We start from the raw sequence: 21,340 nt of genomic DNA, 5'->3' as shown, positions 1-21,340 counted from the left end.
AAACGATCAATAAGCTACCCGACACCCGAGGGGGACGCCATGGCCTGGCGGATGCCGAGCGAGACCGCCCCGCACGAGCGCACCTGGATGGCGTTCCCCCGCGAAGGCATCACCCTTGGCGAGACCGCCGCCGACCGCGACGAGGGCTACGCGACCTGGGCGGCCGTCGCTGCCGCCGTCGCCCGCTTCGAGCCGGTCACGATGGTCGTCGACCCGAGCGAGACCGCCCGAGCCCGCCGGATGCTGCCCGGCGAGGTGCCCCTCCTCGAGGCGCCCGTCGACGAGTACTGGATGCGGGACCACGGCCCCACCTTCGTCGTCGACGACGAGCGACCCGGCGTCCTGGGCGCCGTGGACTGGATCTTCAACGGCTGGGGTGCCCCGGACTGGGCGCAGTGGCAGGACTCCGCCGCGCACGCCCGCCTCATCGCCGCCGAGGTGAGCGCCGAGCTCGTCTCATCCGTCCTCGTCAACGAGGGCGGCGGCATCCACGTCGACGGTGAGGGCACGGTGCTGCTCACCGAGACCGTGCAGCTCGACCCCCGCCGCAACCCGTTCGCCGACCGCACGCGCGTCGAGGCCGAGATGGCCCGCACGCTCGGCGCGACGCGCGCCGTCTGGCTGAGCCGTGGCCTGACCCGCGACTACGACGACTTCGGCACGAACGGACACGTCGACATCGTCGCGACGATCCCCTCGCCCGGCCGCATCCTGCTCCACGACCAGCGCGACCCCGCGCACCCCGACCACGCCGTCACCGCCCAGCTCCGCACCGAGCTCGAGGGCCAGACGGACGCCGCCGGTCGCCGCTTCGAGATCGTCGCCCTCCCCGCGCCCGAGACCCTGACCGACGCGCACGGCCCGGTGGACTGGAGCTACGTGAACCACCTCGTTGTGGACGGCGGCGTCATCGCGTGCGGCTTCGGCGAGGAGAAGGCCGATGCACAGGCCCGCGCGATCCTCGCCGAGGCCTATCCCGGCCGCGAAGTCGTGACGGTCGACGCACGCCCCCTGTTCGCCCGCGGCGGCGGCATCCACTGCATCACCCAGCAGCAGCCGGCGGTGACCGCGTGACCGCGACGCCGGGCGCCGCGGCCACGGGCCGGGGCGAGGCGGCGCCGTGATCGAGGTCGCCGACGCGTCGATCGCTGACCTGCGTGCTGCCCTGGAGACGGGACAGGCGACCGCCGTCGACCTCGTCGACGCCTATCTCGCCCGGATGGCCGCCTATGACGAGCCGGGCTCGTCGACCGCTCTGAACGCCGTGATCGTCCGCAACCCGGGCGCCCGAGCGGAGGCGGCGGCATCCGATGCCCGACGCGCGCGCGGCGACGTCCGCGGTCCCCTCGACGGGATCCCGTACACGGCGAAGGACAGCTATCTGGTGCGCGGGCTCACCGCCGCGGCGGGGTCGCCGGCGTTCGCCGACCTGGTCGCGCAGCGAGACGCGTTCACGATCGAGCGGCTCCGGGATGCCGGGGCGATCTGCCTCGGCCTGACGAACATGCCGCCGATGGCCAATGGCGGCATGCAGCGCGGTCTCTACGGCCGGGCCGAGAGTCCGTACGACGCCGGCTACCTGACCGCGCCGTTCGCCTCGGGGTCGTCGAACGGCTCCGGCACCGCCACCGCGGCGAGCTTCGCCGCGTTCGGGCTCGGCGAGGAGACGTGGTCGAGCGGCCGCGGCCCCGCGTCGAACAACGGCCTCTGCGCCTACACCCCCTCGCGGGGCGTCATCTCGGTGCGCGGCAACTGGCCGCTCGTGCCGACCATGGACGTCGTCGTCCCGCACACCCGCACCATGGCGGACCTGCTCGAAGTGCTCGATGTCATCGTCGCGGACGATCCCGAGGTCCGCGGCGACTTCTGGCGCCGGCAGCCGTGGATCGAGGTCCCCGCCGCATCCGCCGTCCGTCCGATCTCGTACCCGGCGCTGGCGGCCGACGCCGATCTCGACGGCCTCCGTATCGGCGTCCCGCGCATGTACATCGGCCGGGATCCGGATGCCGGCACCGGAACCGGCATCGGCGGCCCGACCGGCGAGCGCATCCGGACGCGCGCGTCGATCCTCGACCTATGGCGGGTCGCGCACGCCGATCTCGAGGCCGCCGGCGCGACCGTCGTCGAGGTCGACTTCCCGGTGATCACCAACTACGAGGGCGATCGCGCCGACGCGCCCACCGTCGCCACACGCGGGCTCGTCCCGCCCGCGTACCTGCGCCGCGAGATCGTCGACCTGTCCGCGTGGGCGTGGGAGGACTTCCTGCAGGCGAACGGCGACCCCGCGCTCGATACGCTCGCCGCCGTCGACGGCGCGGCGATCTTCCCGCCGCCGCCGGGCGCACTGCCCGACCGCTACACCGGCTTCGACGACGACATCGCCGACTACCCGGACTGGATCAGGCGGCATCCGGGTGCCACCCTCGACGACATGCCGGAACTGGCGGACGGACTGCGGGGACTCGAGCGCACCCGACGCGTCGACCTCGAGGAGTGGATGGACGGGCTCGGCCTCGACGCCGTGGTCTTCCCCGCGGTCGCCGACATCGCCCCCGCCGACATGGACGTGGAGCCCGCCTCCGCCGATGCCGGCTGGCGCAACGGGGTGTGGGTGGCGAACGGCAACCTCGCGATCCGGCACCTCGGCATCCCGACCGTCACGGTCCCGCTCGGCATGATGGCCGACACCCGGATGCCGGTCGGGCTCACCTTCGCCGGCCGCGCCTACACCGACACCCCGCTGCTGCGGTGGGCCGCCGCCTTCGAGCGCCTGCGGCCGCGCCGCTGCCCACCGCCGCGGACACCGCCCCTCCCCCGGAAAGAAGTGACCTCATGACCTCCCAGCCCGCCCGCATGCACGCCGTGACCGACGAGACGCGCCAGATCGTCGACCTCGTCCTCGACTACTCGCGCGAGCGCCTGCTCGCGGAGGACGTCCCGCTCGACAAGCCGCTGCTTCCGGCCGAGCTGTCGCGGCTCGCCGGACGCACCGTCAGCGAGGAGGGCATCGGCGCTCGGAAGGCCCTCGGCGTCTTCGAGCACGTGCTCGCGCCGGCCTGCATCACGACCGACGACCCGCGGTACCTGTCGTTCATCCCGAGCGCGCCGTCGAAGGCCGCCGCCGCCTTCGACCTGGTCGTCTCGGCGAGCGCGCTCTACGGCGGGTCGTGGCTCGAGGGCGCCGGCGCCGTGCACGCGGAGAACGAGGTGCTGCGCTGGCTCGCCGCCGAGTTCGGTCTGCCCGGGGGCGCGGGCGGCGTCTTCGTGCAGGGCGGCACCCTCGGCAACCTCTCCGCCCTGGTCGCCGCACGCGAGACGGCGCGGGAGCGCGGCATCCGCCCCGATCGGTGGCGGGTCGTCTGCTCGGCCGAGGCCCACTCGTCCATCGCCTCCGCCGCGCGGGTGATGGACGTCGAGATCGTGCTCGTCGCGCCGGATGCCGGTGGCGTGCTGCACGGCGACGCCGTCCGCGCCGCGCTGCACGAGCACGGCGACAGCGTGTTCGCGGTCGTCGCGACGGCCGGGTCGACCAATTTCGGGATCGTCGACGACCTCGCATCCATCGCCGAGGTGACACGCGCCGCGGGCGTCTGGCTGCACGTGGACGGCGCCTACGGGCTCGCCGCGATGCTCTCGCCCGTCGCCCGCCCGTTCTTCGCCGGGGTGGAGCACGCCGACTCGCTCATCGTCGACCCGCACAAGTGGCTGTTCGCGCCGTTCGACGCCTGCGCACTGATCTACCGCGATCCGGAGCTGGGGCGGCGTGCCCACACGCAGCACGCCGAATACCTCGACACGCTCACCGAGACGAGCGATTGGAGCCCCTCCGACTTCGCGGCCCACCTGACCCGTCGCGCCCGCGGACTGCCGCTGTGGTTCTCCCTCGCGACCTACGGCGCAGCCGTGTACCGGGACGCCATCACGGCCTCCATCGAACTGGCATCGCGCATCGCCGAGGAGATCGACTCCCGCGACGAGCTCGAGCTCGTCCGGCGGCCGCAGCTCGGGGTGGTCGTGTTCGAGCGCCGCGGATGGGACAGGGCGGAGTACGCCCGCTGGTCCCAGCGGCTGCTCGACGACCAGTACGCGTTCGTGACCCCCTCGAGCCATGCCGGGCGGACGAACGCCCGTTTCGCGATCCTCAATCCGCGGACGTCGTTCGCCGACCTCGTCGGCGTCCTCGACACGATGCGCTGACCTCGTCGTCCCGGCGCACGCGACAGCGCCGGGGTCCCGGTGCGGTCGAACCGCGGGACCCCGGCGCTGGTCGGGAGGCGTGACAGACGGTCCGCCTCCCCGCGGGCGATCAGTCGCCGAGGATGCCGTCCACCAGGTCGTTCACGTCGGACGAGACATCGCCCACGGCGTCGTCGACGTCGGTCGTCACATCGGTCACGATGTCGCCGGTCTCGGCGCCCAGGTCGCCCGTCACGTCGCCGACCTCGGCGCCCACGTCACCGACGTTCGCCTCGGCGTCGTTGCCCGAGCCGACCTCGTTGCCCGAGCCGACCTCGTTGCCCGAGTTCACCGGAGCGTCGACGGAGGTCTCGTTGCCCGAGCCGAGGGGCGCGGTCACGTCGTTGCCCGAGCCGAGGGGGGCCTGGTTGCCGGAGCCGATCGGAGCGTCGTTGCCGGAGCCGATGTCACCCGTGGAGATGTCGCCGACGAGCGGGCCGTCGACCAGGCCGCCGACGTCGACGCCGCCGGTCGAGACGTCGCCGCCCTCGGTGTCGCCCGAGGCGACGTCACGGGCGTCGAGAGTGTCCGTCACCCAGGTCTGGAGGGCGTCCTGGGAGTTCAGGAAGTCCGTGAACGCCTCGGTGGCGGTCGCGGTGTCTGTGGTCGTGGTCTCGGTGTCGGCAGCGCTCGCCGGCAGGGCGAAGCCCGCGGTGAGGGCCACGGCGGCGAGGCCGGTCGAGCCGATGACGAGGTTCCGCTTCAGGTTGGTACGCATGAGTGTCTTCCTTCCTTCAGTGCGGCTTTCGCACGATGGGTTGTCCGGAAGGGGCGCGGGATCGGATTGGACGCGCGCTGCGGATCGGGCATCGAGCGGCGCGGTGCACGGCCCGGCATCCGCGTCGTCCCGCGGATGCCAGGCCGCACCTGGAAAGTTCCTGAAAGACGCGAACCCGGGGTCAGGCGATGGCCGTCCGCCGGGTCAGGTCGGGGGCGCGCGGCGCGACCAGCCACGACACGGCGGCGACGACGACGGGGAGGCCGACGGCCAGGATGCCCAGCGCGAGCCACGGCGCGTCCGCCCAGAAGCGCATGGAGGCGGTGGTGTGCGCGATGCCCCACATCGGGATCTGCCCGGCGATCGTCCCCACGACCGCACCGATGCCCACGATGATCGCTCCCTGCCACGCGTTGATGCTGCGGCGCATCGCCCGACTGCCGCCCACGGCGGTGAGGGTCGCGTCGTCCGGGCGCCGCTCGAACCTCGCGAGCCCGAGACAGACCGCTCCGGCACCGATCACGAGCACGACCGTCGCACCGGCGATGAGCCAGAGCCAGGGGTCGGCGGGCGCCGGACCGCGTTCGATGGAGACCCAGACGCCGCTCTCCGCGGAGTCCGTGGCCTCCGCATCCGCCACGAGGCGGTCGTACACGGCATCGGGCTGGATCTCGTCGAACGTCGCGACGAGCGTCGACACGGCGAGGTCGATGCCAGCCGCTCCGCCGTCGCCGGGGCGATGAGCACGCCGTAGGCGGTCGGACGACCGCCGTCCAGACGCACAGCCGGCAGCGTGTGCACCGCGTCGGGATCCGGCAGCGCGGAGTCGATCTGCGCCGGCGTGAGGTCGGGACGACTGTAGAGGGAGTCCATCGCCGCGTAGTACGCGTCCTGGGCATCGGCGCGCCACGTCGTGATCTGCAGCGTCCCGCCCGGTGTGACGACGGCCATGTCGGGGTCGGCGACGAGCGCACTGCCCTCGGCGTACGACGCGAGGACGCCGTCGGGAAGGTCCTGATCGAGGAGCGTCTCGACCCCTTCCGCCGATACGACGAAGAACTGCCCGTTCATCAGCTCCATCGCACCGCCGCACGACGGGCATGCCTCCGACGGCTGGCCCGCGACGAAGGAGACCGGAGCGCCGGGGTCCGCGTAGTCCTGCGCGGCGTCATCCCACTCGGGAGGAACGGGGGCCGACACGGCGATCACGTCGTCGGCCTTCGCCTCGTCGGCCAGCGACCGCGCACGCTCGATCGCGGCATCCAGTCCGTCCTGCTCGCCCCAGACCCCGATCGACGCGCCGCCGAGCGGTGCCCCCCAGGAGTAGGTGCGCGCCTGCCCCGCGGTGCTCAGCGCCACCGCGGACATGCCGAAGGACGCCAGGAACACGCAGGCGGCGATCGCGGCGAACGCCGGCACCACTCGCGACGGGTTGGCGGCGGCATCCCGGCTCGCTATCCGCGCGGGCAGCGAGAGCCGCGACACGAGCCGCGCGATGACCGTGATGATCCAGTGGCCCGCCATGAGCACGCCGAGCTGGAAGACGATCGGCCCGAGGACGATCGCGAACTGCGCGGGAACGCGCAGCGGATGCTCGTAGTCGACGACCTCGGCCCCGTCGAGAGCGAGGAGCGCGGCCGCCCCGGCGATCGCGGCGCCCACGCCGCCGATCATCAGGACCAGTCCCCAGAGCGGCCGCTTCGTGTCGAGGCGCAGCGGCCGGCGGGCTCCGCGCAGCGCGCCCAGCACATCGCCGCGCGTCGCCGCTCGCGCGGGCGCGATCGCGGAGAGCGTGCCGACGACCACGGCGAACACCAGGATGCCGACGATCAGGGGCCAGGGCACGTTGTAGCCCCAGACCCCCCAGAACGTGTTGACGGCGCCCCGGTCGGTGACGGCTGCGGCGAGCGCGGCCAATCCGAAGCCGATCCCCGCTCCGAGGATCCCGCCGAGCCCGCCGAGGACGGTGCCCTGCAGCACCACCACCCGGAAGATGTCCGAGCGCGACGCGCCGACGCTCGCAGCGACGGCGAGGGACCGCTGCTGCCGCCGAGCCGCGACGGCGAACGCCGCTCCCGCGAGGAGCACCACGAGGTAGCCGCTGAAGACGGCGACGATGGACCCGGTCGCGAGCATGGCCCAGCCCTGCTGCGAGTCGCTGCGATACTCGTACACCCGCGCGCCGTCCGGCGGATCCAGCACGAGGTCGCGTGCATAGACGACGAACCCCTGCACATTCATGTCCTGCAGGGTGCTGACGTCCGGTTGCCAGTCCTCCACGAACCAGGTCCGTGTGCCGTCGATCAGCCCGCTCGCGTCGGCAGGCAGGAACAGCTGCTGGTCCGAGGACAGCATGTCGCCACGACGCAGGGTGCCGGTGATCGTGAAGCTCTGGGCGGGCTCACCCTGCGCTCCGGCGACGACGACCGCGTCTCCGATCGCCACCCCGAGCCGCTCCAGCATGCCCGGCGTCGCCATCGCCTCGTCGTCGGACGTCGGCCGCTCCCCGTCGAGGAGCCGGAAGCGACCGGCGAACGCCGGGTCCCAGACCTGACCCGCGGTCGCTCCCACCTGTGCGACGCCGCCCGAGGTCTCGGCGCGGATCGATCCGTGCTCGGTCACCGGGAAGACGGCGCTGCCGGCCGGGATGACCGCGTCAGGCGTCTCCGGAGCGGCCGATTCCGGATTCACCGGCGTTCCGTCGTTCAATCGCGCGACTCCCCAGTCCCACGACTGGTCGACGCTCTGCCACCGGGTCGGGTCGACTCCGCCGACGATCTCGATGCGCGCCTGCATGTCGCCGAGCTCGAAGGAGACCTCCTGCGCGCGGGTGGGGACGTGACTCTGCCAGAACACCGCCGCACCGACCATCGCCGCGACCGGCAGGGCGACCAGGAGGAGGACGAGCGCGCTCGACCCCCGCGTGCGCCAGACCTGCCGCCGCGCGAGCCGCACGTCCACGCGCAGCCGCGCCGACATCCGTCGCGGCCCGAGCGGCTCCGTCGCCGGTGGTGCCGCCGACACCGTCTCCACGTCGAGCGTCATCGGCCCGTGGCCGCTCGCGCGCCGGTCAGCAGCGCATCGGCGCCGGCACGCTGGGACTCGTCGACGATCCGCCCGTCGCGCAGGAACACGATCCGGTCGGCCCAGGCCGCGTGGCGTGCCTCGTGCGTGACGAGGATGCCGGCGGCGCCCTGGTCGACGCGTGTCCGCAGCATCCTCATGACCTGCTCGCCCGTCACCGAGTCGAGCGCGCCCGTCGGCTCGTCGGCGAGGATCAGCCGTCGCCCGCCGACGACGGCGCGCGCGATCGCCACCCGCTGCTGCTGGCCGCCCGACAGGTCGTCGGGGAACGACGCGAGCTTGTCCTCGAGCCCCACCGAGGCGAGCGCATCCCGACCCGCGCGGCGTGCGGCCCGGGCTCGGAAGCCGTCGAGCTCCAGCGGCAGCGTCACGTTCTCGAGGGCCGTGAGGGTCGGGATGAGATTGAAGTCCTGGAACACGAATCCCAGGGAGCGACGCCGCAGCCGCGCCAGATCGCGAGCGGATGCCGTGGACAGGTAGGTCCCCTCGACGACCACCTCGCCGGTCGTCGGCTTCTGCAGACCGCCCGCGATGGACAGCAGCGTCGACTTGCCCGAACCCGACGCGCCCATGATGGCGACGAGCTCGCCCCGATGGACGGTCAGGTCCACACCCGACAGCGCGGAGATGCTGGTCTCGCCCTCGCCGTACTGCTGCGTCACTCCGACGAGGTGGAGGACCGGCGCGCTCACGTCGCGACCTCCATCGTGCCGGCGTCCGCTTTCGCGGGTCGGCCGCGCCGGGGCGTCTCGGTCGAGAGCGACAGGCCCATCGTGCGCTGCGGATGCCGGGCGAGCCGCTGCTCGGTGTGGTCGAGCCACCGCGCCTCCGCCTCGGCCGCGAAGATCATCGAATCCACGACCAGCGACCACGCCAGCTCCTCGGGCCCGTCCGGATTGGCACCGGCGTACTTCGCGCGGTTGAGCTCCTGCAGCTGCCGCAGCGATGCGCGGCGCTGCGTCTGGATCACCGCGGACAGGTCGATCCCCGGCAGCGTCGCGGCGATCGCGAGCTTGATCGCCAGCTCGTCTCGGGTGCCCTGCGCGCGCTCGACGGGGGCGTCGAGCCAGGCGCGGACCTCGGTCGACCCGGCATCCGTGATCTGCCAGTACACGTGGCCCTGCTCGTCGACGTCGCCCTTCTCGACGAGGCCGTCCCGCTCCAGCCGGTCGAGCGTGTTGTAGATCTGACCGACATTGAGGGGCCACGTCGATCCGGTGCGACGGTCGAACTCCGCCCTCAGCTGATAGCCGTAGCACGGCCCCTGATCCAGGATGGCCAACAGGCTCTGGCGTACCGACATCGAAGCTCCTCACTGCATACCGAGTATGTGTTTTCCGAGTATATGCATACCGGGCAACGCCGACGCAACCCGGATCGGCTTTACGCTGGATGAATGGCCGAAGACCCCCGGGTCGAGGCGGCCCGCTATCGGGTCGATCGACTGCAGCGCGAGCTCGAGGACGCCGGCGAGATCGAGCCGGATCCGCCGTCGGAGACTCCCCTGCTCCCCGACCGCTCCGGCGGCACGCCGACCGCCACCGATCGCGCCGCGTACGTCGAGACGGTCATCCAGCAGGCGATCCGCCGCGGCGAGTTCGACGGCCTTCCCGGCTCGGGCAAGCCGCTCACCGACCTCGGCGCCTCTCACGACCCGGACTGGTGGATCCGCCGCAAGATCCGTGAGGAGCGCCTCACCGGGCTGGGTCCGCCCGCGCTGCGGCTGCGCGTCGAGCATGCCGAGTTCGAGGCGCACGTCGACGGGATGAGCCGTGAGGACGACGTGCGCGAGTACACCGAGGACTTCACGCGCCGCGTGATCGAGGCGCGACGGCAGCTCCAGGGCGGGCCGCCGGTCGTGACTCCGACCCGCGACCCCGACGCCGAGGTCGCGGCGTGGCGCGAGCGCCGGTCGGCGCGTCTGTCGGCATCCCCTCCCCCGCCCGAGCCGCGGCGGTGGCCGTGGCGGCGGCGGCGCTGACGCCGGTCAGCCCAGCGCGCGGCGCCAGTCGGCCAGCAGCCGGGCCGTGGCCCGCGTCTCGTCCCACGGCATCTCGGGCGCCTCGGTGCGCCCGTCCCGCAGGGCGAGGATCGTGGCATCCGCCTCGGCCGCCATCGGCGACACCGTCGCTGTCTCGATCTGCTCGACCGACCCGTCGGGGCGACGCAGGATCGCGGATGCCGTGCTCTCGGACCTGCTGCCCCACACGTTCGGCACCTCGAGCGTTCCCCCGGTTCCGACGATCCGCGCCGCGCGGGGCAGGTCCGCGACGATCGACGTGCGGACGCGCGCGCGGATGCCGTCGAGGTCGAGGACGGCAGCAGCCGACTCGTCGACTCCCGTCTCGCCGATCGCACCGGTCGCGGAGACGACGCGGACGGAGCCCGGATCATGCCCCGCCCAGCCCGCGACGCCGACCGCCAGCGACACCGGGTAGCAGCCGGCGTCGAGGATCGCGCCGCCCGCGGTCGCCGGGTCGAAGAGCCGCCCCTCGCGGGTGGGGGCCGTGAAGCCGATCGTCGTCTCGATGTCTGTGATCTCACCGAGGCCGCCCCCGGACACGAGGTCGCGCAGCAGCTCGGGGAAGGGTCCGAAGCGGTACTTGAACGCCTCGATCAGCGGCAGTCCGGCCTCGTCGGCGGCGAACAGGGCGGCATCCGTCTCGATCGGGTCGATGCCGAGCGGCTTCTCGCACAGCACCGCTTTGCCGGCCTCGAGCGCGGCCAGCACCAGCTCCACGTGCGTCGTGTGGACCGTGCCGATGTAGACCGCGTCGATGTCGTCGCGGCTGAGGACGTCGTCGTACGTGCCGGCGATCTCCGCGCCGTGCTCGGCGGCGAACCCCGACGCGCGACCCGTGTCGCGGGCGCCGACCGCGTGCAGGCGGCCGAGCTCCGACTGCGGCAGGGCGCGGGCGAAGAACCCGCTGATGTCACCGGCTCCGAGGATCCCCCAGCGTGCGTGCGTCATGGCCCCACCGTAGCGGGACCATGACGCGTCAGGCCTGGAGCGCCTGCTCGATGTCGGCGAGCAGGTCGGCTTCGGACTCGATGCCGACCGACAGGCGGACGACCTCGACGGGCACGGCGAGCTCGGTCCCCCGCACGGACGCGTGCGTCATGGCGTCGGGGTAGTTGACGAGGGACTCGACTCCGCCGAGCGATTCGGCGAGCGTGAACAGGCGCAGCGCCTCGGCGAACCGGCGCGCCGCGTCACCCGACTCGAGAGCCACCGAGACGATGCCGCCGAACCCGGACATCTGCCGCGCCGCGAGCTCGTGACCCGGGTGCGAGGCGAGGCCCGGGTAGTAGACGCGCTGGACGCGCTCGTGCGATTCTAGGAAGGACGCCACCGCCGATCCGTTCTCGCTGTGTCGCTGCATGCGGACGGCCAGGGTCTTGATGCCGCGGGTGGTGAGCCACGCGTCGAGCGGCCCGGACACGGCGCCGACGGCGAACTGGATGAAGCGGATCTTCTCCGCCAGGGCGTCGTCGTTGAGCACGAGCGCACCGCCGACCACGTCGGAGTGACCGCCGAGGTACTTGGTCGTCGAGTGGACGACGACGTCCGCGCCGAGCGACAGCGGCTGCTGCAGCGCCGGCGTCGCGAACGTGTTGTCCACGACGACGAGCGCACCGGCGGCATGGCCCATCTCGGCGAGACCGGCGATGTCGGTGATGCGCAGCAGCGGATTCGACGGCGTCTCGACCCACAGGATGCGCGGCGTGCTCTCCGCCAGCGCCGCGCGGACCGCATCGGGCTCGCTCATGTCGACGACTCGGAGCGTCACGCCCCAGTCGCCGAGCACGCGCGAGATCAGGCGGTAGGTGCCGCCGTAGACGTCGTTGCCGAGCAGCACCTCGTCGCCGGGGCGGAGCACCGCCCGCAGCAGCGCGTCCTCGGCGGCGAGGCCCGAGGCGAACGACACGGCGTGGGCGCCGCCCTCGATCGCCGCGAGCTGCGCCTGCAGCGCGTTGCGGGTCGGGTTGCCGCTGCGGCCGTACTCGTAGCCGCCGCGCAGGCCGCCGATGCCGTCCTGCGCATAGGTGGTGGAGAAGTGCACGGGCGGGATGACCGCGCCGGTGGCGGGGTCGAACTCCTGACCGGCGTGGACGGCGAGGCTCGCGAAGTCGCGAGCCGAGGACTGCGCGCTCATGCGTGGCTCCCGGTGGTGTCGATGTCGGTCGTGGCGAAGCCGTGGTCCTGCATCCAGGCATCGTCGTAGATCTTGCTGAGGTATCCGCGCCCGTGATCCGGCAGCAGGACCACCACGACGGCGTCCGCCGGCAGGCCCCGCGCGACGCGGAGAGCGGCGGCGACGGCCATCCCGGACGAGCCGCCGACGAGCAGACCCTCCTCGCGGGCGAGCCGGCGCGCCATCGCGAAGGACTCGGCGTCGCTGATCCGCTCGTAGCCGTCGACGACGGTCGGGTCGAAGGTCGCGGGAAGGAAGTCCTCCCCCACTCCCTCGACGAGGTAGCTGTGGATCTCACCGGAGTAGATGGAGCCGGCCGGGTCGGCGCCGACGACGACGACCTCGCCGGCGCTGGCCTCCTTGAGGAACCGGCCCGTGCCGCTGATCGTGCCGCCCGTGCCGATGCCCGCGACGAAGTGCGTGACCGCACCGTCGGTGTCGCGCCAGATCTCCGGTCCGGTCGTCTCGTAATGGCCGCGCGGACCGTTCAGGTTGGCGAACTGGTTCGGCTTGAAGGCGCCGGGGATCTCGGCGGCGAGACGGTCCGAGACGGAGTAGTACGAGTCCGGGTGCTCCGGCGGGACGCTCGCCGGCGTCATCACGATCTCGGCCCCGTAGGCCTTCAGGACCGCGACCTTCTCGCCGGCGAACTTGTCGGGCACGACGAAGACCATCCGGTAGCCGCGCTGCTGCGCGATCAGGGCCAGCCCGACGCCGGTGTTGCCGCTCGTCGGCTCGACGATCGTGCCGCCGGGCTGCAGCAGGCCGTCCCGCTCCGCCGCCTCGATGATGTTGCGGGCGATCCGGTCCTTCGCGGAGCTGCCGGGGTTGAAGTACTCGACCTTCGCGAGCACGGTCGCCGAGATGCCCTCGGTGACGGTGTTCAGCTTGACGAGCGGGGTGTTGCCGACGAGGTCGGCGATGGAGTTGGCGTAGCGCACGGGTTCTTCCTGACGGGATGCCGCGCTCGCAGAGGCGCGGGCGTTGAGGGGAGTCGCGGGAGGTGCCGGAGAGGCACTCAGCGACAACAGCAACGACGGGTCAGCACCCAGCCAGCGTACCCGAGCGCACGCATCCGCGTCGACCGCCGCAGCCCGTATGACTCCCGGTGCGTGTCCGTGACGCCCCATGACGCCGGACGGCGCCGAGCGCGGGGAACGTCGCTATCGTCGCCGGACATGGGCTTCTCCTCCGCATCCGCTGCTCCCGTCGCCCGGCCGCGATCACTCGGCGCGTCGCTCACGGCCGAGGAGTTCAAGGCCGTGTTCCGCGGCCACCCGGGCGGTGTCGCGGTCATCACCGCCGACGCCGGCGACGGCCCGGTCGCCCTGACAGCGACCTCGGTGTCCTCCGTGAGCGCGGAACCGCCGCTCCTCATCTTCTCGGTGTCGGCGCAGTCGTCCGCATCGGCGGTCCTCGCCCGCGCCGAGACGGTCGTCGTGCATCTGCTCGACGCGCACGACATCCAGATCGCGCAGCTGGGCGCGACGAGCGGGATCGACCGGTTCGCCGACGCCCACCGCTGGTCGCGCCTGGTCACGGGCGAGCCGGTGTACTCGGGGGTGCGCGCCTGGGTGCGCTGCGCCGTGATCGATCGCATGGATGCCGGCGGCTCCACCGTCGTCGCCGCCCACGCCCTGCAATCGCGCGTGGAGCGGGACGTCGCCGGCGGGGAGCACGGCGATGCGCTCGTCTACCACAACCGGACGTGGCACCGGCTGGGGGCGCACAGCGCGCTCTGACCACCGCGCCGCCTCCGGCGCCGCCGTCAGGATCGCGTCGCGAGCTCGTCGAGCGTCTGGGCGATGCGGCGGATCACCTTCGCGGTGACGACCAGTTCGTCCTCATCGAGCTGATCGATGACGGAGACGACGGCGCCGTGGTGACCGCCGTAGACCTCGTCCACGAGGGCGGTGGCGGCGTCGGTCGGCACGAGATAGTGGGCGCGCCGATCGGTCGGGTGCTGCTGGCGCATGACGTATCCCTTGCCCACCAGCCGCTCGATGACGTTCGTCACCGTCGCGCTCGACGTGCCGAGCATGACGATGAGGTCCTTGGGGCTGACCTCTCGGGTCTCGCGCCGAGCCTGGACGAGATAGCGGAGAGCGGAGAGGTCGATGCCGCCGAGTCCGGAGATGCGCTGCGAGCGGTCCGCCTGGACCTGCTCGGCATGGCGGAGCTCGAGGATCGCGTTGCTGAGGTCCCGTCCGGCCTCTGTCTGCGGTTCTGCCGCATAGAGGTGGACGTGCTCATGCCGAACGATTGATTGAGGCATCTCAGTTCCCCGGCTCGGCGTCTCGCTCACTCAGAGCAGCGCGAGCCTCCGCTGCATCCGAGTACTTCCCCACCCGCACACCGGCATGATCTCGGGCGATATAGCCGGCTGTGCCGGATTCCACGGTTCCGAGGAATCGGCCAGGGGTGTTGCCGACCCAGAAGCCCTTCTCGACCTCGTGCCACGTCGCGGATTCGCCGCCCGCGCGCACTCGGTCCTGAGATTCGAGCATCGTCATCGACATCACCACACCATACCCCTTCGTTTCTAAGAAAGTTCGTTGCTTTCTCAGAATCAATGATAGACAAGAGATGTGAAAACCACTAGATGTATTACTTAGCTAGTGATTTAGGAGCGAAGCAATGACCCCCACCCCGACTTACCGACCGGTGAGCGCCCCCTTCGCGGATCTGGGCGTCGCACTCGTCCCCACTCCGCGCGAGTGGTGGCGAGGCGGACTCCTCGACGCGATCTCCCGGCGCCCGCGCCGGACGACGGCCCAGCCGTCGCACATCTGACCCCCCCACGAACCCCGCCACAAGCGCACACACCAGGAGGAACACCATGGGAAGCCTGTACTACGGAAACGTCGATGAGCCCATCGTGATGCCCGACCGCGTCCTCGCCCATCTTGCGGCCGTCGCGACCACCAAGCTCCGCCGCAGCGAGAGCTTCGTCGTGTCCTGGAAGGGCACCGAGGCCGACGGACAGGGCCGCACGACGCTGTGGCTGCAGCCGGCCATCCCGCTCCGCTTCGTCTACGACCAGGCCGAGGCGATGCCGCTCAACCCGGCGACGCTGCGCGAGATGGCAGACCAGGCGACGTCCAACGGCGGCCTGATCCTCGACGCCGACATCGACATCCCCGAGATCTCCGCTGCTCGTCCGCAGCGGGCGCGCAGCGAGGTGGCTGCGTGAGCGAGACGGATCTCCTCGACGAGGCGGATGCTTACGAGGACGCCCTCGCCGCCGAGTTCGCCGAGACCTTCGGCACCGCTCCGCTGCTCGTCTGAACCCAGCCCCACACGTGAGACTCCGGTCTCCGGAGGCGTCCCCGCGCCTCTCGGTCGGCGATCCCCAACGCCGGCCCCCCGCTTGCCGCAACACGCGCTCTCTCCCCAGCCGAGCGCGGGTTGCGGCAAGTCACGTCTCGGGGGTCTTCTCGACGATCTCGAGCAGCAGTCCGAGGGCCGCCGCGACCGCGGCGTCCAGCACTTCGACCGGATCGCCGTTGAACTCGAGCAACCGGTGGCCGGCGCCCTCGGGGGTCGCCCAGCCCAGATAGACCGTGCCGGCCTCGTGTCCGTCCTGCGGGTCGGGGCCACCGACTCCGGTCGTGGACACGGCGACGTCCGCGCCCAGCACGTCCCTGACGCCGCGGGCGAGCTGCTCGGCGCACTCGGCCGAGCACGGATCGGTGCCCGGCTCGAGACCCAGGACCCGCTCCTTCACGCGCGTCTGGTAGGCGACGATGCCACCGGCGAACCACTCCTGGGCGTTGGAGCCGCGCCCCACCTCGGCGGCGAGCTTGCCGCTGGTGAGGGACTCGACGACGGCGCAGGTCGTTCCGGTGCGTTCTACGGCCTCTGTGAGGCGCTCGATCAGATCAGGCAGATGCCTCACCCTCTCCCACGTCGGCCGGTTCGGGCACCAGGTGGAGCCCCGCCGGCGAGTTGGCGGTGTACATCAGGGCTTCGGACCAGGCGCGGTTGATGCGCGACTGGCGGCTGCCGTAGTACTTGAAGACGAGTGACGCGTGCGGATGCAGCCAGACCGAGGTCCGACCCTCGCCGATGCTCTTGTCGTCACGCCACGTGAAATGGAACGACTCGCCCCGGCGCAGCTTGTTCCCGATCACCTGCTGCAGGTGAGCGAGAGTGCGGTCTTCGAAGTCGACCTTGATGGAATCCTCGTAGATGAACTTTCCCACCGGAATCCTCTCTGTCTCGACGACGGCGTCGCCGGCATCCTCCCATTATGGTGGGGCCATGGGTCTGATCTACTACGGCGGCTCGGCGATGCCCATCCGCATCGAGGACCGTGCCCTGGCACACCTCAAGATCGTCATCGCGACCAAGCTGCGGCGCTCGGAGAGCTTCACCGTGTCGTGGCGGCATCCGGACGACTCCCCGCGGGGGCGCACCACCATCTGGCTGCACCCCTCGATCCCGCTGCGATTCGTCTTCGACGAGCCGGTCGCCCCCGAGCTGGATCGGCAGTGGATCGAGGAGCTCGCGACCTCGGCGAACTCGTCGGGAGGGATCCAGCTCTCGCCTCGCCTGCTCGAGGTCGAGGACCCCGACGTCAGCTCGGACTGAAGGGCACGTGGTCGTCGGTCGACGCGGTATCCGGTATCGGGATCAGCGCGATCGGGACGCCCGCAGTCACGAGCAGCCGTGCGGGGCGTGGCGCCCCTTCGCCGTTGTTGACCTGGATCCAGCCGTGTCCGGATTCGATCGCGGTGCGGATCTCCGCCGTGATCTCCTCGACCGTCCGCTCTCCGACGCTGTACAGCTCTCCGCCGTAGTTGATCTCGATCCGCTTCACCGGGTCGCCTCCGTCGCTGCGAGCGCCGTTTCGAGCCGGCTGCTCAGCCGCGCAGCCGAGCCGCCACGGCGTCGAACTCGTCGGAGGACATGCTGATGCCGGCCTGCTCGAGGCGCTCGGCGAGCATCTTCGGCCCGTCCACGTCGTCGTGACCCGCGATGTCCGCGCGAGTCTGCACGAGGACGCCCTCGATCTTCTGCGAGGCGTCGGCATCGTTCTGCGACATGCCGGGGCGGTCCTGCGTCGACTCGCCGGCGTGATCCGATTGCGAGTCGCTCACCGAGATCGCGTCCGAACCGCCATCCTGGCCGTAGTGGTCGCCGGGGCGGCCGGCGGAGGTGGTCTCGTCGTTCGCGGCATCCGGGGTGTTCGTCATGATCCCAGTGTCGCGCGGCGTCCGGCCGACGGGCAGGGTCTTGACCTCCGACCGCGTCGACGTATAGTCAGCCGTTCCGCCGCTCGGCGTGGATGGTCGGCCCGCGCCATACCCCGGCGCCCGATCCCGGGCTCGCCGCGTCCATGTCGTCGTCCTCTTCGAACGGCTGCGGGTCCGGGGGAGGATCGCGCGGCTCCGCCTGCGGGATGATCGCGATGGGCACCCCAGGCGTGATGGACAGGAACGCGGGTCGCGGCTGGCCGCCGCCCTCGTTCACCTGCAGCCAGTGATGCCCGGCCAGGACGCCCCGCCGGATCTCCTCGTGGACTTCGGCCAGCGTCCGATCGCCGATCGAGTAGGACTGTCCGCCGTAGGAGACCTCTATACGACTCATGAGCGCTCCTCGGTCGGGCATCGGCGGTGTCACCCCAGCATGCGGGCTTCCGCCCCCGGCTGGCGACGTCCTTGACACTCAGTTCGCGGAGGGGTACTTCACATGGTCGCGAGCGGCGGGAGGTGCGGGATCGGTATGGGCTTCCCGCGCCGCGACGCGCACGCCGCGAGGTGGCGGTCCGCAGCCGCGATCAGGTCCTCGACCGACTCGAACCGCGCGTATCCGCCTCCTCCGCGGACCCAGGTCGCCTCGTACTCGTCGTCATGACGTTCGACGTACGCGACCACGGTGTCGGCGTCGGAGTCGGCCACCGCGGCGTCGCAGAGACGCCATGCGCGGGGTCCGATCGGCTGCAGCCGGAGTATGTGAACAGGGTCAGCAGGCATGGCATCCTCCAGTGAGGGGTCGAGCAGGGCAGCTCTTCTTCGAGCCACCGGGCGAGCTATGCTCACGGCGGCAGGATGCGGCCGACGGCGTCATCCGCGGAGGCCCTTGACAGCCGACGCGGCCCTTGTTCCGCATCCGGCGCCGTGTACCAGACCGCCCAGCGCGGAGTCAATGCCCCCGAGCCACCGACTCCGACCGCCGTACATTGGTGCGTGCAAGGAACGTAGGCGGATCGGTCGAGACGGAAGGTGTTCGGGTCACTTCTCTTCTCCCGCGTCTATGAAAGGCCCCGGCGATCGGGCTTATCGCCGGGGCCTCATCCTTGTCCGGCCGGCGAGCGCGCCGGGCGCCGGACCGTGTCAACCCCTCGCGTGCGGGAACGGCCCCGGCCTACGGTCGGAGGGACAAGCGAGAGGAGCCGATCATGACCGATCGAGGCGACATCCCGGGCTCGGACAAGCCCATCCCCGGCGGCGACCTTCCCGACGAGGACCCCATCGAAGCGGTGTCCGACGCGGCCGACGGCGACGACAGCGTCCCCATCGAGAACGTCGAGCCGGGCGTCGACGCGGATTCCGCTGATTCCAGCGCCGTGCTCCACCGGCGCGACGAGGACTGAGTCCCGCTCCACCGAACGAAGGCCGTGCATCCCCTCGGGATGCACGGCCTTCGTCTTCGCCCGGACGGATGCCGCAGTGTCACGCCGTCGGGCATTCGTCAAGGCCCGCACTGTGCGGCCCTCCACCTGTTTAGCGTCGCTGTGCGGCGGCGATGCTCTCCCACATCGTCCTTCGGGCCGCGCATCACGGACAGGAGACAGAATGTTCTTTCACCGCCAGGAACTGCAGTTCACCTCGACCCCCGACAAGCCCGACGCGCTCTTCGCGAGGCGGCTGCAGGAGGTGCTGGGCGGCCAGTACGGCGAGATCACCGTCGCCATGCAGTACGGCTTCCAGGCGTGGAACGCCCACATCCCGGGCAAGTACCGGGACCTGCTCTACGGCATCGGCGCAGAGGAGTTCGGCCACGTCGAGATGCTGGCGATCATGATCGCCCAGCTGCTGGAGAAGGCCCCGATCGAGCAGAGCGAGGCGGCCGCGGCATCGGATCCCGTCCTGGGCGCCGTCATGGGCGGCATGGACGTGCAGTCCGCGATCGTCGCCGGCGCGGGTGCGCGTCCGGTCGACAGCAACGGCAACCCGTGGCAGGGCTCTTACATCACCGCGAGCGGCAACCTGATGGCGGACTTCACCGCCAACGCGAACGCCGAGATGCAGGGGCGCGTCCAGGTCGCGCGGCTCTACAACATGACCGATGACCACGGTGTCCGGGAGATGCTCTCGTTCCTGCTCGCGCGGGACACCATGCATCAGAACCAGTGGACCCGCGCCATCCAGGAGCTCCGCGAGGAGGGCGTCGAGGATCTGCCGGTGCCCCTGAACTTCCCGCTCTCGAACGAGGCGCGCGAGCACTCGTACAAGTACATCAACTTCTCCGACGGCGCCGCGGCCGCGGAAGGGTCGTGGGCGAGCGGCCCGACGCCGGACGGCAAGGGCGAGTTCACCTACCTCGACGGACCCGACACGTCGGTGCCGATGCCTCCGCCGACGCAGCCGGACCCCCGCCTGTACGGCACGGATGCGAAGCCGAACATCGTCGACAAGGCGGAGGGGGTCATCCGCGACAAGCTGTCCTGACGGCGTGACGGGATGCCGGGCCTGGTTCCCGGCATCCCTCACTCCCCCGGCATCCCGCGCGTTCAGCGCTCCGCGGGGACCAGCGCGAGCAGCTGTGCCGCGACGGCATCGGTCCGGGTCGCCTGCGCGACGTGCGCGGCGCCGGGGATCTCCACGAAACGCCCGTCGCGCGCACTCGCCGCGAGGGCGCGGCACCAGCGGGTGCCGGCGATCGGGTCGCGCGCTCCCCGCAGCACGAGGAGCGGCTGCGACAGCCGCGCGACGCGGCCTTCGAGCGGGTACGCCATCATGTGCCGGAGCTGCGTGAGATACCAGCGGATGCCGCAGCGGACGTAGTCACTGAAGACGACGGCGTTGACGCGGGGCGGCTCTCGGAGGCTGTCCATCGCGAGGGCGGCGGCCTGAGCCGGGACGGTGCGGTGCGCGTCATCGGTGACGGGGCCGATCGCGACGACGCGCGCGACGAGGTCCGGGGCGATGAGCGCCGTCTCGACCACCCACTGCGCACCCATGGAGTGCCCGACGACGACGCAGCCCGCGGCGTCCGTCCGCTCGAGCACGACGGCAAGGCCGCGGGCCATGGCGGCCACGTCGACGTCCCGACCGGGACGCCGCAGTCCGCCGTGCCCCGGCAGGTCCACGCAGACGACACGGCGATGGCCTCGGAGCCGACGGGACAGATTGCGGAAGTACCGCGAGGACATCCCGATTCCGTGCACGAGGACGATCGGCGGACCGGGCAGCGCATCGCCCGACTCGCGGACGCGGTAGACGAGGTCGCCGACGCGCAGCCGCCGGACGCGCTCGCCCGCCGGGCCGCTCAGCGGCGCGGCGCCGGGACGGCCCGACGCTTCGACGCGGGCAGGAACAGCGCTCGCCCCAGCTTGACGGCCACGACCGCCGACACCACCCAGGGGCCCACGATCAGGAGGGGATCGATCCAGGTGTGGTTCAGGTCCGCCCGGCCTCGGCCGAACCGCGACGAGACCGGGCCGCGCCCGCGTTCGCCGAGGACGCCGGACTGCGTGATCGGGTCGTCGGGCCGGCTGCTGACGAACGAGCGCAGATGGGCGCCGGCCGATTCGACGCGGTCACCGAGGATGAGGAGCATCCAGTGCGGTGTCTGGCCTTCGCTGTAGCGCGCGTAGGCGAGCCGACGGATCGCGCCGGCGACCCCGTGCAGCGGCTGGGCCGTGCCGAACACCGGCGTGAGCCGGTTGTGCTCCACCGAACGCTCGCGGCCCTGGCCTCCCGGCTGCTGCTCGGGGAGGTCCCAGTGCGCGCCGGTCTCGATGCCGGGCTGCTCGCGGGGGAACGCGGGGCGGTCGCTCGGATCGAGGTCGGCGCCCCAGCCGGGGATGCGGGCGCGCAGCGCGTCGGGGTCGGGGGTCGGTCCGGGCTTGTGTGCGGTGTACGGCATGTCGATCCTC

Annotated in this window: 28 protein-coding genes; 10 read left to right on the top strand and 18 right to left on the bottom strand. The window is 71.7% G+C overall.

Annotated elements, in window-relative coordinates; genetic code table 11:
* The first annotated feature begins 39 nt into the window (after nt 1-39).
* From AB3M83_RS03815 to AB3M83_RS03805, 3 genes are read left to right on the top strand one after another with little or no spacing between them, the layout of a single operon-like run.
* Nucleotides 40-1,074: an agmatine deiminase family protein gene (locus AB3M83_RS03815; protein ID WP_412945975.1), complete on the top strand. Its 1,035-nt coding sequence runs from the start codon at nt 40-42 to the stop codon at nt 1,072-1,074.
* A gap of 46 nt (nt 1,075-1,120) precedes the next feature.
* On the top strand, nt 1,121-2,836 hold the full coding sequence (locus AB3M83_RS03810) for an amidase (protein ID WP_412945260.1): 1,716 nt from the start codon (nt 1,121-1,123) through the stop codon (nt 2,834-2,836).
* On the top strand, nt 2,833-4,197 hold the full coding sequence (locus AB3M83_RS03805) for a pyridoxal phosphate-dependent decarboxylase family protein (protein WP_412945258.1): 1,365 nt from the start codon (nt 2,833-2,835) through the stop codon (nt 4,195-4,197). Before AB3M83_RS03810 ends, AB3M83_RS03805 begins: the two co-directional genes overlap by 4 nt.
* A 109-nt stretch (nt 4,198-4,306) precedes the next feature.
* Here the strand turns inward: AB3M83_RS03805 and AB3M83_RS03800 are convergent, their stop codons facing one another.
* From AB3M83_RS03800 to AB3M83_RS03780, 5 genes are all read right to left on the bottom strand, one after another.
* Nucleotides 4,307-4,954, bottom strand: a complete 648-nt coding sequence (locus AB3M83_RS03800; protein WP_412945257.1) for a hypothetical protein — start codon at nt 4,952-4,954, stop codon at nt 4,307-4,309.
* A gap of 181 nt (nt 4,955-5,135) precedes the next feature.
* Entirely contained in the window at nt 5,136-5,477 is a 342-nt protein-coding gene (locus AB3M83_RS03795) for an ABC transporter permease family protein (protein WP_412945255.1), read from the bottom strand.
* A complete protein-coding gene (locus tag AB3M83_RS03790) occupies nt 5,474-7,999 on the bottom strand; it encodes an FtsX-like permease family protein (RefSeq protein WP_412945254.1) in 2,526 nt (841 codons plus the stop codon). The genes AB3M83_RS03795 and AB3M83_RS03790 overlap by 4 nt, the downstream gene beginning before the upstream one ends.
* Entirely contained in the window at nt 7,996-8,730 is a 735-nt protein-coding gene (locus AB3M83_RS03785; RefSeq protein ID WP_412945252.1) for an ABC transporter ATP-binding protein, read from the bottom strand. The genes AB3M83_RS03790 and AB3M83_RS03785 overlap by 4 nt, the downstream gene beginning before the upstream one ends.
* On the bottom strand, nt 8,727-9,341 hold the full coding sequence (locus AB3M83_RS03780; RefSeq protein ID WP_412945250.1) for a PadR family transcriptional regulator: 615 nt from the start codon (nt 9,339-9,341) through the stop codon (nt 8,727-8,729). The genes AB3M83_RS03785 and AB3M83_RS03780 overlap by 4 nt, the downstream gene beginning before the upstream one ends.
* Nucleotides 9,342-9,434: 93 nt before the next feature.
* Between AB3M83_RS03780 and AB3M83_RS03775 the strand changes: the two genes are divergently transcribed.
* Nucleotides 9,435-10,019, top strand: coding sequence for a DnaJ family domain-containing protein (locus AB3M83_RS03775; RefSeq protein WP_412945248.1), 585 nt, complete (start codon nt 9,435-9,437; stop codon nt 10,017-10,019).
* A gap of 6 nt (nt 10,020-10,025) precedes the next feature.
* Here AB3M83_RS03775 and AB3M83_RS03770 read toward each other — a convergent pair whose 3' ends face one another.
* Genes AB3M83_RS03770 through AB3M83_RS03760 form a run of 3 tightly spaced genes read right to left on the bottom strand, consistent with a single transcriptional unit; the run spans nt 10,026 to nt 13,175 of the window.
* A complete protein-coding gene (locus tag AB3M83_RS03770; RefSeq protein ID WP_412945246.1) occupies nt 10,026-11,009 on the bottom strand; it encodes a Gfo/Idh/MocA family protein in 984 nt (327 codons plus the stop codon).
* Between the two features lie 28 nt (nt 11,010-11,037).
* Nucleotides 11,038-12,195: a cystathionine gamma-synthase gene (locus AB3M83_RS03765; protein ID WP_412945245.1), complete on the bottom strand. Its 1,158-nt coding sequence runs from the start codon at nt 12,193-12,195 to the stop codon at nt 11,038-11,040.
* Nucleotides 12,192-13,175, bottom strand: coding sequence for a pyridoxal-phosphate dependent enzyme (locus AB3M83_RS03760; protein WP_412945244.1), 984 nt, complete (start codon nt 13,173-13,175; stop codon nt 12,192-12,194). The genes AB3M83_RS03765 and AB3M83_RS03760 overlap by 4 nt, the downstream gene beginning before the upstream one ends.
* A gap of 237 nt (nt 13,176-13,412) precedes the next feature.
* On the opposite strand from AB3M83_RS03760, the gene AB3M83_RS03755 reads away from it, so the two are divergent.
* Complete coding sequence (locus AB3M83_RS03755; RefSeq protein WP_412945243.1) at nt 13,413-13,976, top strand: flavin reductase family protein; 564 nt, start codon at nt 13,413-13,415, stop codon at nt 13,974-13,976.
* Between the two features lie 26 nt (nt 13,977-14,002).
* On the opposite strand, the gene AB3M83_RS03750 is transcribed toward AB3M83_RS03755, so the two are convergent.
* Complete coding sequence (locus AB3M83_RS03750; RefSeq protein WP_412945242.1) at nt 14,003-14,509, bottom strand: MarR family winged helix-turn-helix transcriptional regulator; 507 nt, start codon at nt 14,507-14,509, stop codon at nt 14,003-14,005.
* A 1-nt stretch (nt 14,510) separates the two neighbouring features.
* Complete coding sequence (locus tag AB3M83_RS03745) at nt 14,511-14,753, bottom strand: hypothetical protein (protein ID WP_412945241.1); 243 nt, start codon at nt 14,751-14,753, stop codon at nt 14,511-14,513.
* A gap of 118 nt (nt 14,754-14,871) precedes the next feature.
* Here AB3M83_RS03745 and AB3M83_RS03740 point away from each other — a divergent pair, with 118 nt between their 5' ends.
* Nucleotides 14,872-15,027 (top strand): hypothetical protein, encoded by a 156-nt coding sequence (locus AB3M83_RS03740; RefSeq protein WP_412945238.1) that lies wholly within the window; start codon nt 14,872-14,874, stop codon nt 15,025-15,027.
* 46 nt (nt 15,028-15,073) lie between these two features.
* Nucleotides 15,074-15,427 carry a DUF7882 family protein gene (locus AB3M83_RS03735; RefSeq protein WP_412945236.1) on the top strand — a complete coding sequence of 118 codons (354 nt, stop codon included), beginning with the start codon at nt 15,074-15,076 and terminating at the stop codon, nt 15,425-15,427.
* Nucleotides 15,428-15,652: 225 nt separating this feature from the next.
* Here AB3M83_RS03735 and AB3M83_RS03730 read toward each other — a convergent pair whose 3' ends face one another.
* Both AB3M83_RS03730 and AB3M83_RS03725 read right to left on the bottom strand, forming a co-directional pair.
* Nucleotides 15,653-16,132, bottom strand: a complete 480-nt coding sequence (locus tag AB3M83_RS03730; protein ID WP_412945234.1) for a CinA family protein — start codon at nt 16,130-16,132, stop codon at nt 15,653-15,655.
* Nucleotides 16,116-16,439, bottom strand: coding sequence for a DUF7882 family protein (locus AB3M83_RS03725; RefSeq protein ID WP_412945233.1), 324 nt, complete (start codon nt 16,437-16,439; stop codon nt 16,116-16,118). Before AB3M83_RS03725 ends, AB3M83_RS03730 begins: the two co-directional genes overlap by 17 nt.
* A gap of 58 nt (nt 16,440-16,497) precedes the next feature.
* Here AB3M83_RS03725 and AB3M83_RS03720 point away from each other — a divergent pair, with 58 nt between their 5' ends.
* Nucleotides 16,498-16,827, top strand: coding sequence for a DUF7882 family protein (locus AB3M83_RS03720; protein WP_412945231.1), 330 nt, complete (start codon nt 16,498-16,500; stop codon nt 16,825-16,827).
* On the opposite strand, the gene AB3M83_RS03715 is transcribed toward AB3M83_RS03720, so the two are convergent.
* The 4 genes from AB3M83_RS03715 to AB3M83_RS03700 form a co-directional block, all read right to left on the bottom strand.
* Nucleotides 16,814-17,056: a hypothetical protein gene (locus AB3M83_RS03715; protein ID WP_412945229.1), complete on the bottom strand. Its 243-nt coding sequence runs from the start codon at nt 17,054-17,056 to the stop codon at nt 16,814-16,816. The two genes, AB3M83_RS03720 and AB3M83_RS03715, sit on opposite strands and share 14 nt — an antisense overlap.
* A 43-nt stretch (nt 17,057-17,099) precedes the next feature.
* A complete protein-coding gene (locus AB3M83_RS03710) occupies nt 17,100-17,432 on the bottom strand; it encodes a hypothetical protein (RefSeq protein ID WP_412945227.1) in 333 nt (110 codons plus the stop codon).
* A gap of 67 nt (nt 17,433-17,499) precedes the next feature.
* Nucleotides 17,500-17,826 carry a hypothetical protein gene (locus tag AB3M83_RS03705; RefSeq protein ID WP_412945225.1) on the bottom strand — a complete coding sequence of 109 codons (327 nt, stop codon included), beginning with the start codon at nt 17,824-17,826 and terminating at the stop codon, nt 17,500-17,502.
* Nucleotides 17,827-17,924: 98 nt separating this feature from the next.
* Nucleotides 17,925-18,212, bottom strand: a complete 288-nt coding sequence (locus tag AB3M83_RS03700; protein WP_412945223.1) for a hypothetical protein — start codon at nt 18,210-18,212, stop codon at nt 17,925-17,927.
* A 425-nt stretch (nt 18,213-18,637) separates the two neighbouring features.
* On the opposite strand from AB3M83_RS03700, the gene AB3M83_RS03695 reads away from it, so the two are divergent.
* Both AB3M83_RS03695 and AB3M83_RS03690 read left to right on the top strand, forming a co-directional pair.
* The gene (locus tag AB3M83_RS03695; RefSeq protein WP_412945222.1) at nt 18,638-18,832 is read left to right on the top strand and encodes a hypothetical protein; all 195 of its coding nucleotides are present in this window, start codon (nt 18,638-18,640) and stop codon (nt 18,830-18,832) included.
* Nucleotides 18,833-19,034: 202 nt separating this feature from the next.
* Entirely contained in the window at nt 19,035-19,910 is an 876-nt protein-coding gene (locus tag AB3M83_RS03690) for a manganese catalase (protein WP_412945221.1), read from the top strand.
* A gap of 62 nt (nt 19,911-19,972) precedes the next feature.
* On the opposite strand, the gene AB3M83_RS03685 is transcribed toward AB3M83_RS03690, so the two are convergent.
* A complete protein-coding gene (locus AB3M83_RS03685; RefSeq protein ID WP_412945973.1) occupies nt 19,973-20,638 on the bottom strand; it encodes an alpha/beta fold hydrolase in 666 nt (221 codons plus the stop codon).
* Between the two features lie 92 nt (nt 20,639-20,730).
* A complete protein-coding gene (locus AB3M83_RS03680; RefSeq protein ID WP_412945219.1) occupies nt 20,731-21,330 on the bottom strand; it encodes a hypothetical protein in 600 nt (199 codons plus the stop codon).
* Nucleotides 21,331-21,340 lie beyond the last annotated feature (10 nt).

Source organism: Microbacterium pasadenense, assembly GCF_047246565.1.
In the GTDB taxonomy this organism is placed as follows: domain Bacteria; phylum Actinomycetota; class Actinomycetes; order Actinomycetales; family Microbacteriaceae; genus Microbacterium.
Note: the sequence above shows the minus strand (reverse complement) of the source record. Positions and strands in the feature narration are given on the sequence as shown.

Excerpts from the sequence above, each read along its gene's own strand:
- AB3M83_RS03720 (WP_412945231.1), top strand. The coding sequence starts at position 16,498 with ATGGGTCTGATCTACTACGGCGGCTCGGCGATGCCCATCCGCATCGAG.
- AB3M83_RS03745 (WP_412945241.1), bottom strand. The coding sequence starts at position 14,753 with ATGTCGATGACGATGCTCGAATCTCAGGACCGAGTGCGCGCGGGCGGC.
- AB3M83_RS03780 (WP_412945250.1), bottom strand. The coding sequence starts at position 9,341 with ATGTCGGTACGCCAGAGCCTGTTGGCCATCCTGGATCAGGGGCCGTGC.
- AB3M83_RS03680 (WP_412945219.1), bottom strand. The coding sequence starts at position 21,330 with ATGCCGTACACCGCACACAAGCCCGGACCGACCCCCGACCCCGACGCG.
- AB3M83_RS03735 (WP_412945236.1), top strand. The coding sequence starts at position 15,074 with ATGGGAAGCCTGTACTACGGAAACGTCGATGAGCCCATCGTGATGCCC.
- AB3M83_RS03695 (WP_412945222.1), top strand. The coding sequence starts at position 18,638 with ATGACCGATCGAGGCGACATCCCGGGCTCGGACAAGCCCATCCCCGGC.
- AB3M83_RS03770 (WP_412945246.1), bottom strand. The coding sequence starts at position 11,009 with ATGACGCACGCACGCTGGGGGATCCTCGGAGCCGGTGACATCAGCGGG.
- AB3M83_RS03750 (WP_412945242.1), bottom strand. The coding sequence starts at position 14,509 with ATGCCTCAATCAATCGTTCGGCATGAGCACGTCCACCTCTATGCGGCA.
- AB3M83_RS03690 (WP_412945221.1), top strand. The coding sequence starts at position 19,035 with ATGTTCTTTCACCGCCAGGAACTGCAGTTCACCTCGACCCCCGACAAG.
- AB3M83_RS03815 (WP_412945975.1), top strand. The coding sequence starts at position 40 with ATGGCCTGGCGGATGCCGAGCGAGACCGCCCCGCACGAGCGCACCTGG.
- AB3M83_RS03705 (WP_412945225.1), bottom strand. The coding sequence starts at position 17,826 with ATGAGTCGTATAGAGGTCTCCTACGGCGGACAGTCCTACTCGATCGGC.
- AB3M83_RS03755 (WP_412945243.1), top strand. The coding sequence starts at position 13,413 with ATGGGCTTCTCCTCCGCATCCGCTGCTCCCGTCGCCCGGCCGCGATCA.
- AB3M83_RS03790 (WP_412945254.1), bottom strand. The coding sequence starts at position 7,999 with ATGACGCTCGACGTGGAGACGGTGTCGGCGGCACCACCGGCGACGGAG.
- AB3M83_RS03700 (WP_412945223.1), bottom strand. The coding sequence starts at position 18,212 with ATGCCTGCTGACCCTGTTCACATACTCCGGCTGCAGCCGATCGGACCC.
- AB3M83_RS03710 (WP_412945227.1), bottom strand. The coding sequence starts at position 17,432 with ATGACGAACACCCCGGATGCCGCGAACGACGAGACCACCTCCGCCGGC.
- AB3M83_RS03740 (WP_412945238.1), top strand. The coding sequence starts at position 14,872 with ATGACCCCCACCCCGACTTACCGACCGGTGAGCGCCCCCTTCGCGGAT.
- AB3M83_RS03805 (WP_412945258.1), top strand. The coding sequence starts at position 2,833 with ATGACCTCCCAGCCCGCCCGCATGCACGCCGTGACCGACGAGACGCGC.
- AB3M83_RS03775 (WP_412945248.1), top strand. The coding sequence starts at position 9,435 with ATGGCCGAAGACCCCCGGGTCGAGGCGGCCCGCTATCGGGTCGATCGA.
- AB3M83_RS03765 (WP_412945245.1), bottom strand. The coding sequence starts at position 12,195 with ATGAGCGCGCAGTCCTCGGCTCGCGACTTCGCGAGCCTCGCCGTCCAC.
- AB3M83_RS03800 (WP_412945257.1), bottom strand. The coding sequence starts at position 4,954 with ATGCGTACCAACCTGAAGCGGAACCTCGTCATCGGCTCGACCGGCCTC.